Origin of the sequence: Streptomyces sp. NBC_01352, from assembly GCF_036237295.1 — a bacterium.
Taxonomy (GTDB): Bacteria; Actinomycetota; Actinomycetes; order Streptomycetales; family Streptomycetaceae; genus Streptomyces; species Streptomyces plumbiresistens.
On the sequence record NZ_CP108354.1, the window covers coordinates 9,696,707 to 9,709,615 of the forward strand.

Below are 12,909 nucleotides of genomic sequence, written 5' to 3' on the forward strand. Positions count from 1 at the left end.
CCGCGACGCGCTACCCGCGCAGCGAATTCTGAGTAGTCTCGTACGCATGAGGGACCACCCCCACGGCGAGAACACTCCGCACCCCGACGTCTGGACCGGACGGGCCTCCAACCGGATCCAGTGGCTGCTGGCGCTCGCCGGCGCCGCCTGCCTGGCGCTCGGAATCGAGCTGGCCGTCGACTCGGCGTGGACATCCGGCATCGCGCCGCTCGTCATGTCCGTCGTCGGCTGCATCGCGGCAGGACTGCTGGTCCTCTTCGGCACCCTCGCGTTCGTGCACGTCGCCCTCAAGGTCGACAAGGAGTCCCTGGAGGTGCGCTGCGGCCACATGGGCGTGCCGCGCCGCCGCATCCCTCTGGCACACGTCGCGGGCGCCGAGTTCGAACCGCTCGTCACCCCGCGGCACTGGGGCGGCTGGGGCTACCGCTGGCGTCCCGAGAAGGGCACTGCGGTCGTCGTACGGCGCGGCGAGGGCGTGGTCCTGCAGCTGTGGGACGGCCACACGTTCACCGTCACCGTGGACGACGCGGAGGCGGCCGTACGAGTCATCCGTGACCGGCTGAGGTCGGGCACCGCCGGCGTCAGGCCGTGAGGCCGTCCGGTCGAGCAGACCGCTGACGCCGCCGAGGCTCACGAGGTCAGCCGGTCACCACGTGGACGTACGTCCTTCTCGTGCCCCGGCGGCTCCTGCGCGAAGGGGCGTGCCGTGGCCAGTCCGGCCAGCAGCCCCGCTCCCGCCGACACCGTGGTGAAGCTCAGCGCGTTGCCGACACAAGCGATCGCCGCCAACGCCGTCAGGGCCGCGCCCGCTGTCAGCGCGACCGGTGTCGGCCGCCGGGTCCGCCACAGCGCGTAGAGCACCCAGCAGAAGACCGTCGCCAGCAGGGCCACGCCGACGATTCCCTGTTCGGCCGCCTGCTGGAGCGGCGCCGAGTGGGGCTTGCCGTCGGACAGCAGTGTCTGGGTCGCCGTCGTGCTGAGCTCCCCGAACCGTCCCGGGCCGACGCCCAGCCCCGCCTCCTGGCGTGCCATGTGCAGTGCGTCGTGCCACAGCCCGAGCCGGTGCTGGGTCAGCTGTCCCTCCAGGGACACCTCGAGCCCGTCCGGCATCGCGTTCCCGGCGACCGCCCAGGTCAGCCCCGTCACAAGAGCCGCGGACAGGGCCAGTCCCGCGAGGCCGAGGCCGCGGCGGCGCATCCGGCCCGCGGCGAGCGAGCACAGCAGCACCGCGGTGCAGGCGAGGAACCCGGCGACCGAACCGAGAGCGGCCGCGGTCACCGCGGTCCCGGCGGCCAGGGCCCGCAGGGCGAGCCGGAGGGCGGGCGCTGTGGCGGACCAGGCGGCGCAGCACGCGGCGCCGGCGGCCAGGGTCAGCAGAGCGGCGGTGGCGCCCTCCTGGCCCAGCGGCGCCACGATCTCCGGACCGGCGGAGAGGTGCGGCCGGCCCACTGTGAGGCCGAGCCCGGCCAGTGCCCCGGCGCAGGGCGCCGCGACCGGCAGGAGCGATCCGCAGATCCGCCCCGCGGCGTAACCGGCCGCCACGGCCAGGACCGCGAGCAGGACGCCCTCGGGACGGCCGTCGTGCGCGGCCGCCGTGACCAGCGACCAGACGGCGCAGGCCCCCAGCACCACGACCCCCATCGCGTCAGAAACGTTTCGTCTGTCGCCGTCCTCATCCGGACCGGCCACAGCCGTCATCCCCGTGGAACCCACCCCGCCCCCCGAACCCGGTCGCCCCCCGACCTGTGACGGTCCTGGCCGTCACGGGCGTTACCGGCCCGTACGACAAAGACTCCGGCACACCGTAACGGCTGATGAGCGGTTTGTGGACGAGTTGGACCGAGTTGCACAGGAACGATGCGTCCGATGTGCGGGAATGCATCCTCTGTGACCGGACGGACCGTGCTGTCGGTGCCGAGGTCACCCGCCGTACACTCCCCAGGTGACCGTCACCGCAACTTCCGTGGACGAGTCGGACCAGGTGCAGCCCCCGACCGCGCCCGCAGCACGCGGGGCGCGGCTCCTGCGTCGTCTCGCCCCGGCCGCCGCAGCCGCGCTCTCCGGAGTGCTGCTCTACGTCAGTTTCCCGCCGCGCACCCTGTGGTGGCTGGCCCTGCCCGCCTTCGCCGTCTTCGGCTGGGTGCTGCGCGGCCGTGGCTGGAAGGCGGGCCTCGGTCTCGGCTACCTCTTCGGCCTGGGCTTCCTGCTGCCGCTTCTGGTGTGGACCGGCGTGGAGGTCGGCCCTGGGCCCTGGATCGCGCTGGTCGTGATCGAGGCGATCTTCGTCGCGCTGGTCGGTGCGGGCGTCGCCGCGGTCTCCAAACTCCCGGGCGCGCCGGTCTGGGCGGCCGCGATCTGGATCGCCGGCGAGGCGGCACGCGCGCGTGTGCCCTTCAACGGCTTCCCCTGGGGCAAGGTCGCGTTCGGCCAGGCGGACGGCGTGTTCCTGCCGCTCGCCGCGGTGGGCGGCACCCCGGTGCTCGGCTTCGCCGTCGTCCTGTGCGGCTTCGGCCTCTACGAGGTCGTACGCCTGGCCGTCGAAGGGCGGCGCACGCGCGTGGTCCGGCGGTCGGCGGCGGCCGTCGCCCTGCTGAGCGTGGCCGTACCCGTGGTGGGCGCGGTGGCCGCCCGGCCGCTGGTGAGCGACAAGGCCGAGGACGGCACCGTGACCGTCGCGGTCATCCAGGGCAACGTGCCCCGCGCCGGACTGGAGTTCAACGCCCAGCGGCGGGCCGTGCTCGACTACCACGCGCGTGAGACCGAACGGCTGGCCGCCGAGGTCAAGGCGGGCAAGGTCGCCAAGCCCGACTTCGTCCTGTGGCCGGAGAACTCCTCCGACATCGATCCGTTCGCCAACGCCGACGCGCGCGCAGTCATCGACGAGGCGGTCAAGGCGATCGGTGTGCCGATCTCCGTCGGCGGTGTCGTCGAGCGGGACGGCAAGCTGTACAACGAGCAGATCCTGTGGGACCCGGTCAAGGGCCCCGTCGACACCTACGACAAGCGGCAGATCCAGCCCTTCGGCGAGTACCTCCCGCTGCGCTCGCTCATCGGCGCGATCAACGACAACTGGACCTCCATGGTCAGCCAGGACTTCAGCCGGGGCAGCAAGCCGGGCGTCTTCGACATGGACGGCGCCAAGGTCGGCCTGGTCACCTGCTACGAGGCCGCCTTCGACTGGGCCGTGCGCTCCGAGGTCACCGACGGCGCGCAGATGATCTCCGTGCCCAGCAACAACGCGACCTTCGACCGCAGCGAGATGACCTACCAGCAGCTCGCCATGTCCCGGGTCCGTGCCGTCGAACACAGCCGGACCGTCACCGTTCCGGTGACCAGCGGTGTCAGCGCGATCATCATGCCGGACGGGAGGATCACGCAGAAGACCGGCATGTTCGTCGCCGACTCGCTGGTCCAGAAGGTGCCGCTGCGGTCCTCGCAGACCCCCGCCACGCAGCTGGGGATCCTGCCCGAGATCGCCCTGGTCCTGATCGCGGCCGGCGGACTCGGCTGGGCGATCGGTGCCGGAGTGCGCGGGCGACGCGCCGGTGGCGTGTAGCCGTACGCCCGTCGGACGCCCGGTCAAGAACGCCGGAGTAACGGAACCCGCCCGTTAGGGTCGGGGCCATGGCTACTCCTGACTTCATCCGTACGCTCCGGGCTTCCATCGGCCACGAGTTGCTGTGGCTGCCCGGCGTCAGCGCCGTCGTCTTCGACGACGAGGGCAGAGTGCTGCTCAACCGTCGTACCGACACCCGCAAATGGGCACTGATCGGCGGCATCCCGGAGCCGGGGGAGCAGCCCGCCGCCTGCGCGGTGCGCGAGGTCGAGGAGGAGACGGGGGTGCGCTGCGAGGTGGAGCGGGTGATCGTCGTCCAGTCGCTGAAGCCCGTCACGTACGAGAACGGCGACATCTGCCAGTACATGGACATCTCGTTCCGCTGCCGGGCCCTCGGCGGTGAGGCTCGGGTGAACGACGACGAGTCGCTGGAAGTGGGGTGGTTCGCGGTGGACGCCCTGCCGGAGCTGAGCGACTTCGCACACCAGCGGATCAAACAGGCACTGTCGGACGCACCCACATGGTTCGACCCCACGAGTTCCGAGTGAAGTGTGGGTGGTGACCACATGGGGCGGGGCCCGGTTGCTGCCTACGGTCGGGACATGACCGCTAGCAGTGCCCACCCGGGCCCCCACGGCGCTCCCGCCTCCCTGCTCGACCTCGGCGGCCGCACCGCCCTCGTCACCGGTGCCGCCGGCGGTATCGGCCGCGCCTGTGCGCTGCGGCTCGCGGCCGCCGGCGCCAAGGTGCGGGCGGTCGACCGGGACGCGGCAGGTCTCGAGACACTCGCCGAGCAGGCCCGGGGCCTGGCGGGCACCCTCGAACCGCATGTCCTCGACCTCACCGACCTGGACGCCGCCGAACTCGCGGCCGCGGGGACCGACGTTCTCGTCAACAACGCCGGGCTGCAACTCGTGCGGCCCATCGAGGAGTTCCCGCCCGACGTCTTCCACACGGTGCTCACCGTGATGCTGGAGGCGCCGTTCCGGCTGATCCGAGGCGCGCTGCCGCACATGTACGGGCAGGGGTGGGGCCGTATCGTCAACGTGTCCTCCGTCCACGGTCTGCGCGCCTCGGCCTACAAGTCGGCCTATGTGGCCGCCAAACACGGCCTGGAGGGGCTGTCCAAGACGGCCGCCCTCGAAGGCGCACCCCATGGCGTCACCTCCAACTGTGTGAACCCCGCCTATGTGCGCACCCCACTGGTCGAGCAGCAGCTCGCCGACCAGTCCCGAGCGCACGGCATCCCCGCAGAACGCGTGCTCGCCGAGGTGCTGCTGCAGGACAGTGCCGTCAAACGGCTGATCGAGCCCGAGGAGGTCGCGGAGGCCGTGGCCTACCTGTGCGGCCCGCAGGCGTCCTTCGTGACCGGCACCTCGCTCGTCCTCGACGGCGGCTGGACCGCGCACTGACGGGGGTGGCGTCGGCCGCCCGCGAAGTTTTCCACAGGGCTGACGGGCCGGTCGGGTGATGGTGAATCCTGTGAGCATGTCCCGCGATCACGTGCAGTCCGCCGAGCGTTCCGGCGCCGCCGCGGCAGCGTCCGCATCCGACGCCGAGGCGCCGTTCCTCGAGCTGCTCGCCCGCGGCGCGTCCGCCGACAGCTATGAGCAGCCGGTGCTGCACGCCCGTGCCGAGGGGCGGCCGGCCGAGTGGATCCGCGCGCTGGAGCAGGCCAAGCTGCTCGCGCTGAGGGTGCGCTCGGAGCTGGAGGGGCGGCGTCGGCGAGAGGCCGAGCTGTCCGCGCTCTTCGCGACCGCCCACGACCTGGCCGGGCTGCGCGACCTGGACGCGGTGCTGCAGGCGATCGTGCAACGCGCCCGGTCGCTGCTCGGCACCGACGTCGCCTACCTCAGCCTGAACGACCCGGTGCGGGGCGACACCTACATGCGGGTCACCGAGGGCTCGGTCGCGGCCCGCTTCCAGCAGTTGCGGCTCGGGATGGGGGAGGGCCTCGGCGGCCTGGTCGCGCAGACGGCCCGGCCGTACGTCACCGACGACTACTTCGAGGACGACCGTTTCCAGCACACCCACGCCATCGACGCGGGCGTACGGGACGAGGGCCTGGTCGCCATCCTCGGCGTGCCCCTGATGCTGGGGCACCACGTCATCGGGGTCCTCTTCGCGGCGGACCGGCGAGCCCGGGTCTTCGAACGGGAGCAGATCGCGCTGCTCGGCTCCTTCGCCGCGCTGGCCGCGGCCGCCATCGACACCGCGAACCTCCTCACCGAGACCCGCTCGGCCCTCGCCGACCTGGAGCGGGCCAACGAGATCATCCAGGACCGAAGCGGCGTCATCGAGCGTGCCTCCGACGTCCACGACCGGCTCGCCGAACTCGTGCTGCGCGGCGGCGGGGTCCACGACGTGGCCGCCGCGGTCTCCGAAGTCCTCGACGGCACGGTCGAGTTCACCGAGGCCGCCACCGCACCCGCCGAGGCCCTGGAGGTGTCACGGGCCGAGGGACACGCGGTGCGGCACGCGGACGACTGGATCGCCGCCGTCGCCGCCGGCGGTGAACTCCTCGGCGCGCTCGTGCTGCGCGGACACCCGGGGCTCGACCCCGTCGACCAGCGCACCCTGGAGCGCGCCGCCATGGTGACCTCGCTGCTGCTGCTCGCCCGGCGCTCCGCCGCGGAAGCGGAACAACGCGTGCGCGGTGAGCTGTTGGACGACCTGCTCGACGCCCGCGACCGTGACCCGCGCCTGCTGCGCGAGCGCGCGTCCCGGCTGCACGCCGACCTCGACGCCGGCCACGTCGTACTCGCCGCCCGCCTGGTCGGCGCCGCGGCCGACGCCGACCAGGAAGCGGCCGCCCGCAGACGCCTGTGGTCAGCGGCGTCCCACCTCGCCGCCACCCGGCACGGACTGGCGGCCGCCCGCGACGGCGGCACCGTTCTGCTGCTGCCCCTGGAACCCGGGGACACCGCGACGGAGCTGGCCCGCCGCACCGCCCGTCACCTCGGCACCGCCGTGCACGAGGCGGTCACGGTCGGCGCCTCCGCCCCGGTCGAGGACCTCGCCGCCCACCCGGACGCCGTGGCCGCCGCCTACGCGGAGGGACGGCGCTGCCTCGACGCCCTGCGGCTGCTCGGCCGCTCCGGCGACGGCGCCGCCGCGGAGGACTTCGGCTTCCTGGGGCTGCTGCTCGCCGGCGACCGGGACATCGCCGGCTTCGTCGACCGCACCATCGGCCAGGTCGTCGCCTACGACGAACGGCGCGGCACCGACCTGGTGCGCACTCTCGACGCGTACTTCGCCTGCGGGATGAGCCCGGCACGCACGAAGGACGAGCTGCACGTCCACGTGAACACGGTCGCCCAGCGCCTGGAACGCGTCGGCCGTCTCCTCGGCGACGACTGGCAGAGCCCCGCGCGTACCCTGGAGATCCAACTCGCCCTGCGGCTGCACCTGTTGTCGGAACCCGCACACCACTGACCCCCCCGCACACCACTTACCCCCCGGCACACCACTCACCCCCCCCCGCACACCACTGACCCCCGTACGCACGGACGTACGGGGGCCGGTTCCGGAGGGGGTCAGACCGTACGGGCGTCCGCGGTCCGGGCCGATGCGGGCTCCGCGTCGGCCGGGGGATCGACCTCGGCCAGGTCCCGGTGGCGGGTCTCCTTGGCCACTCCCACGGCGATGACCGTCAGGACGGCCGCGCCGATGACGTACAGCGCGATGGGTGTGGAACTCCCGTAGTCGGACAGCAGGGCCGTGGCGATCAGCGGTGCGGGGGCACCTGCCGCGACCGAGGCGAACTGGGCGCCGATGGAGGCGCCGGAGTAGCGCATCCGGGTCGCGAACATCTCGGAGAAGAAGGCGGCCTGGGGCGCGTACATCGCGCCGTGCAGCACCAGGCCCACGGTCACCGCGAGGATCATGTTGCCGAAGCCGCCGGTGTCGATGAGCGCGAAGAACGGGAACATCCACAGCCCGACGCCGACCGCGCCCAGCAGATACACGGGACGGCGGCCGATCCGGTCCGACAGCGCGCCCCAGCCCGGGATGACGGCGAAGTGCACGGCCGAGGCGATGAGTACCGAGTTGAGCGCGGTCTGCTTGGAGACGCCGGCCGAGGTGGTGGCGTAGACGAGGATGAACGCGGTGATCACGTAGTAGCTGATGTTCTCCGCCATGCGCGCGCCCATCGCCACCAGGACGTCCCGCCAGTGGTGGCGCAGCACGGCGACGAGCGGCAGCTTCTCGACGTCACCGGGGCGTGCCGCCTTGCGGGCCTCGGCCTGTGCCAACGCCTGCTTGAAGACCGGCGATTCATCGACAGACAGACGAATCCACAAACCGACGATGACCAGCACACCGGAGAGCAGGAACGGAATCCGCCAGCCCCAGCTGCCGAACGCGGCGTCCGACAGTACGGCGGTCAGCAGGGACAGCACCCCGGTCGCGAGGAGCTGCCCCGCGGGCGCCCCGGTCTGTGGCCACGACGCCCAGAAGCCGCGTCGGCGCGCGTCCCCGTGCTCGGACACCAGCAGCACCGCCCCGCCCCACTCGCCGCCCAGCGCGAAGCCCTGCACCAGACGCAGCACGGTCAGCAGCACCGGAGCGGCCGTTCCGATCGTCGCGTGGGTGGGCAGCAGGCCGATCGCGAAGGTCGCCCCGCCCATCAGCAACAGGCTCAGCACCAGCAGCTTCTTGCGCCCGAGCCGGTCGCCGTAGTGCCCGAACACGAGCGCGCCCAGCGGACGTGCGGCGAATCCGACGGCGTAGGTCAGGAAGGAGAGGAGCGTGCCCACGAGGGGATCGGAGCCGGGAAAGAACAGCTTGTTGAAGACAAGGGCGGCGGCGGAACCGTAGAGGAAGAAGTCGTACCACTCGATGGTGGTGCCGATGAGGCTGGCGGCGACGATGCGCTTGAGGCTGGCGGGGGGTGGGGGAGCGGTGGTTCCGGAGGCCATGTGCGCCACTTCCTCGTGTGCGGTGGGGACGGGTGGGTGTCCGAACACCGTAGGAACGCGCAGGTCACGGGCACATGTGGTGGGACTACATAGTTCGCGGCCGGTGTGTGCGTGTCACCCCCATGCCGGTGGTTCATGGGCCGTTTCGAGGGCCTGATCGGCGGCCGATCGGGCAGTGTCTGAGTTGCGCCATTCGGGATGATTTGACGACGGCGTGCCGACTCCCGTGCTGGTTCGGTGCTGACTAAAGACGCACGTCGTCACCCGTCTTCACCTCTCCCGTGCTGACTTGGTGCTGACTACGCTGCGTTGAACTCGGCCATCTGGGGCTGATCGGACAGCAACCGTCGCCTGGTTCTGCATGGAGCTGAGACCTGGGAACACGAGGATCAGATCTGAGGTGAAGGGATTGGTTGCCTGTGCATGTTCGGTGATCGCGAGCGATCACCGTCAGCGCGCTTGCGTTTGCAGGCACGACACCCAGCCCGCTCTTACCGGAGCCGGCGACAGCTGTAGTGCCGTGACCGTGAGCTGCTTCCCTTCGAGCCCGTAGGGCGTGGCAGGCGGTAGAAAGCCGCTGGCCCTGTTGCGCGTGTCAGCCGCACACTCTCCGATACTCCGCCCCTGGGACATAAGCCCGCCACTGCGCCCGCGTCAGGTTCGTCCCCTTCGCCCGCGCGCAGACCTGGGTGACCGCCTGGGCGGCGCCCACGGTGTACCGCTGGAGGGGTGTGTGCACGCCTCCGGCGTACAGCGTGGCGTTGTCGGCGGAGAAGGCCAAGGTCTCGATGCCCTCGCCGGGGGTGGGCAACGGGCCGCCGAGAGGTTGCTGGGTTTCTGTGTCCCAGAGCTGGATGGTGCCCGCGTCGCCGCCGACCGCCAGGGTGTGGCCGTCGGGGCTGAAGGCCAGGGCGCCGACAGCCTCCGGCGTTTTGCCCAGCGGCGCCGGGAAGACGTTCCGCAGGACGCCCGCGCGGTGGCGCACATCCCCGTCCCACAGGGCCACGCGGCCGGTCGGGTCGGCCGCTGCCAGGGTCCGGCCGTCGGGGCTGAACGCGAGGGCACTGATCTGTTCGCCCTGGACGAGGTCCCGTTCGGTGAGCTTCCCGGAGGGGACGCGGACGATGCGGTTGTCGCCGACGACCAGCCGGCCGTCGGCCCGGGCCTCCGTGTGGACGCTGGCCAGTTCGGAGTCGCGGAACGTGCGCTTCCTGCGCTGGCTATCGGTGTCCCACACCTCATTGCTCAGCTCGCCGACAGCCGGTGTGCGGGTGGTGAGGAGGGTATGGCCGCCGGGGGCGAGGGCTAGGGAGACGACCGCCGCGCCGGACTCCGTCGTCGCAAGGTCCGGTGCGGCGCGCGCACGTCCACGATTCAGGTCCCAGACCGTGATCCGCTGGGGCGCCGCCTCCCGGCCCGGCGCCGAGATGCCGTAGACGAATGCCTCACTGTCGGGGCTGAACGCCATCAGGGGCAGGGTGTCCTGCGGTACGACCGGCAGGGCGGGGTCCCGGGAGACGGGCGGTGGCGGGGAGGGGAGGGAGCGGATGAGGTGACCGTCGTCGGTGGCGCGCAGTTCGAAGGCATAGCGCGCGCCGCCCGCCTGTCGTTCGGCGGTGGCGAAGGTACTGCCGTCGGGGCTGAGCAGGACGCCGTCCAGGGGGGTGTCCCGCCATGCCGCGGTGACCGTCGTGGTGAGGTCGAGGGTGTGGACGGTGCCGCCTTCGAGGTACCGCAGGACGGGCGGGCCGGGGTCCCAGGCGAGGCCGCCGTAGAGGTGCTGGTTGTTCAAGGGGTGGCGCAGTACAGGGCTGGTCGGGTCGGACAGCCGCCAGACCCGGATCTCGTCGGGGCCCGCGGTCGCCAGGAAGGTGCCGTCCTTGCTGAAGGAGGCGTACTCCACTCCGGGGTCGTCGACCACGGCGAGTCGGCGTCCCGAACGGACGTCCCAGACGTGCACCGCGGTCGGTGAGACGACCCCGAACGAGCCTGCGGACCCACCGAACACCACTTTCGTGTGCTCTTCCTCGCAGAGGCCGTCGGCCCTCTCCCACGCGCCGGGCAGCATGCGGTGCCCGGCCGTGTCCCATATCTGCGGGGCCTTACCGTGCGGGCAGACCGCCACAAGCCCGTCGTCCGCGCTCGGCACCACGTTCGCCCGGTCCGCCTCCGGTGTCCGGAACAGCAGCCGGTCGTCCGCAACCGACCGCACCTGCACCCCGTTCTCGTCCGTGCCGCCGCCTCGCACATAGCTACGCCCGCTCGCACCCATGCCGATGTCGTACACCTCAGCCCCGGCCTCGGTCCCAGGTCGCCCCCCGACCCACTGTCCGGCAGACGTGTCCCAGAGCCGCACGCCGTCGTCGTCGTCGTCGCCGTTCGCGGCGAGGGCGAGCACTCGGCCGTCCGGGCCGGACGCGAGGGCCTCGCCCTCCGGCAGCTGTCCCGATCCCGTACGGCGATGCGTGGCCACGTCCCAGGTCCGCCACGTGCCGCCGACGACGCTGAGCAGCCCGCGGCCGGAGTCGATGAGGAAGCGTCGGGGACGGTCGCCGGGCGCGGGGTCGGCGAATGCGTCCGGTTCTGGCTGGGCGAGAGAGCCGAGCAGGGCGCGGCGGGTCTCCGGCAGCGGGGCGATGCGCCAGGCGGCGACGCCGAGCAGGAGGGCGGCGCGGGGGTCGGTGCTGCGCAGGCCGTCGGCGACAGCGGCGAGTCGGCGGGCGGTACTTTCCGTGCGCTGTTGCCGGTTGTCCTGGTGCTGGTGCAACGCCTCGAAACCGACTGCCAGGGCCGTGGCCAGGACGGCCGACAAAGCGCTCACCAGTGCCCGCGCCCGGCGTCGGGACCGGCTCGCCGCCCGCCCTTCCGCCGAGCGGGCCTCGAAGGCGGCGACGAGGAAGGACCGTTCCGCCGCGGTCAGTGCCGGATCGAGTGCGTAGTCCGGGAACATCTCCCGCGCCCGCACCAGCCGACTGCCCCGGTACAGCGCGCCTGGATCGTGGTCGTGCTCCTGCCAGACCCGGGCGGCCTCGGTCAGGCGCCGGTGGTGGCGCAGCCGTTCGCGGTCCTTCTCGATCCAGCCGTGCAGTCGGGGCCAGCAAGTGATGAGGGCCTCGTGGGCGAGATGGAGGGCCTCCTCCCCGGCGGTGAGCAGCCGGGCACCGGACAGCTGCTCCACTACCAACGGAACCCACGGGTCCGCCCACTCCTCCAGTTCACCCCGGCTCAGCGGGCGCCGGGTGTCGGGGGTGCCCTGGCCCGGCTCGACCAGCCGCATCAGCAACTGCCGGGCAGTGCGCGCCTGAGCCGGCGACAACTGCCCGTATGCCTCTTCGGCGCTCGCCGCGATCGCACCGCGCACCCCGCCGGCGGCCTCGTACGCGGCCTGGGTCAGAATTCGGCCCTTGCGGCGCCGCCAGGTCTCCAGTAGGGCGTGCGAGAGCATCGGCAGTCCGCCGGGCTGGTCGAGGACCTCGTCCACGATGCGCGCGGTCAGCTCGCGTTCCACCAGGAGCCCGACGGCCTGCGCCGGTCGGACGATCGCCGCCCGCAGTTCGTCCCCAGTCATCGGGCCGACCAGCAGGGCGGCACCGCGCAGTGCGTCGGCCAGCTCGCGGTGTTCGGCGCACCGGGCGTAGAAGTCGGCGCGGACGGCGATCAGCACGCGCAGCCGTGAGTCCGCACCACGTGCCGCCAGCAGCAGATCGAGGAAGCGGGTCCGCTCGTCCTTGTCCCGACAGAGAGTGAAGACCTCTTCGAACTGGTCGACGACCACCCAGCTGTCCGGTTCCCCCTCGGCCGGGGCGAGCAGATGCCCGTACGTTTCAGCCGGTCTCGCCCCTGGAGTCAACACCCGTAGCACCGCAGGGCACCCCTGGCTCGCGATCTCCTCTCGCAGGCGCGGGATCAGCCCAGCCCGCAGCAGCGAGGACTTGCCGCTGCCGGACGCGCCGAACACCACCGCGAACCGGTGCTCGCACACCAGCCGGTGCAAGTCCTCCACCAGCCGGTCCCGGCCGAAGAACATCGAGCGGTCGTCCGGCTCGAAGCGGGCCAGGCCCCGGTACGGCGGGCTCTCGTCCCCCTGGTCACGGACCGGCGTCCCGGCGACCTCCTCTTGAGCCTCCTTCCACCGGGGCTCCCACTCTCCGGGATCGGCCCCGCAGGCCCGGACGTATCCCTGGAGCACGGCGAGCGACGGCAACCGTTCCCCGCCAGCCGCCTGCGCCAGCGTGGTCACGGAGAAGCCGGCCGTCTTCACCATGGCGCGGTACGAGGGACTGCCCGCAGCCCTGCGCAGCTCGCGCAGTTCGTGGGCGAGGCGCTGTACGGGTCCTGCCTCGGGATCCAGCAGCCGCTCGGGACGCCCCACGGGGCCCACCTACTTTCGAACCACATGAAAACGAAGTTCAGGGGCGTTCAACGTACGTT

8 protein-coding genes are annotated in these 12,909 nt (G+C 72.1%); 5 read left to right on the forward strand and 3 right to left on the reverse strand.

The features are described from left to right. Positions 1-46: 46 nt before the first annotated feature. On the forward strand, positions 47-592 hold the full coding sequence (locus OG252_RS44430; protein WP_266444933.1) for a hypothetical protein: 546 nt from the start codon (positions 47-49) through the stop codon (positions 590-592). Between the two features lie 38 nt (positions 593-630). Here the strand turns inward: OG252_RS44430 and OG252_RS44435 are convergent, their stop codons facing one another. Beyond that, positions 631-1,641, reverse strand: coding sequence for an O-antigen ligase family protein (locus tag OG252_RS44435; protein ID WP_266444935.1), 1,011 nt, complete (start codon positions 1,639-1,641; stop codon positions 631-633). Between the two features lie 301 nt (positions 1,642-1,942). On the opposite strand from OG252_RS44435, the gene lnt reads away from it, so the two are divergent. From lnt to OG252_RS44455, 4 genes are all read left to right on the forward strand, one after another. Beyond that, entirely contained in the window at positions 1,943-3,556 is a 1,614-nt protein-coding gene (lnt, locus tag OG252_RS44440; protein ID WP_266444938.1) for an apolipoprotein N-acyltransferase, read from the forward strand. A 68-nt stretch (positions 3,557-3,624) separates the two neighbouring features. Further along, positions 3,625-4,104: an NUDIX hydrolase gene (locus OG252_RS44445; protein ID WP_329343383.1), complete on the forward strand. Its 480-nt coding sequence runs from the start codon at positions 3,625-3,627 to the stop codon at positions 4,102-4,104. Positions 4,105-4,158: 54 nt separating this feature from the next. Further along, positions 4,159-4,968 (forward strand): 3-hydroxybutyrate dehydrogenase, encoded by an 810-nt coding sequence (locus OG252_RS44450; protein WP_329343385.1) that lies wholly within the window; start codon positions 4,159-4,161, stop codon positions 4,966-4,968. Between the two features lie 76 nt (positions 4,969-5,044). Further along, a complete protein-coding gene (locus tag OG252_RS44455) occupies positions 5,045-6,991 on the forward strand; it encodes a helix-turn-helix domain-containing protein (RefSeq protein ID WP_329343387.1) in 1,947 nt (648 codons plus the stop codon). A 101-nt stretch (positions 6,992-7,092) separates the two neighbouring features. Here the strand turns inward: OG252_RS44455 and OG252_RS44460 are convergent, their stop codons facing one another. Continuing rightward, on the reverse strand, positions 7,093-8,478 hold the full coding sequence (locus OG252_RS44460; RefSeq protein ID WP_329343388.1) for an MFS transporter: 1,386 nt from the start codon (positions 8,476-8,478) through the stop codon (positions 7,093-7,095). A 595-nt stretch (positions 8,479-9,073) separates the two neighbouring features. After that, a complete protein-coding gene (locus tag OG252_RS44465) occupies positions 9,074-12,850 on the reverse strand; it encodes an nSTAND1 domain-containing NTPase (protein ID WP_329343390.1) in 3,777 nt (1,258 codons plus the stop codon). Positions 12,851-12,909: the final 59 nt, after the last annotated feature.

Coding starts and splice junctions, on each gene's coding strand:
- OG252_RS44430 (WP_266444933.1), top strand. CDS start 47: ATGAGGGACCACCCCCACGGCGAGAACACTCCGCACCCCGACGTCTGG.
- OG252_RS44435 (WP_266444935.1), bottom strand. CDS start 1,641: ATGGGGGTCGTGGTGCTGGGGGCCTGCGCCGTCTGGTCGCTGGTCACG.
- OG252_RS44445 (WP_329343383.1), top strand. CDS start 3,625: ATGGCTACTCCTGACTTCATCCGTACGCTCCGGGCTTCCATCGGCCAC.
- OG252_RS44450 (WP_329343385.1), top strand. CDS start 4,159: ATGACCGCTAGCAGTGCCCACCCGGGCCCCCACGGCGCTCCCGCCTCC.
- OG252_RS44455 (WP_329343387.1), top strand. CDS start 5,045: ATGTCCCGCGATCACGTGCAGTCCGCCGAGCGTTCCGGCGCCGCCGCG.
- OG252_RS44460 (WP_329343388.1), bottom strand. CDS start 8,478: ATGGCCTCCGGAACCACCGCTCCCCCACCCCCCGCCAGCCTCAAGCGC.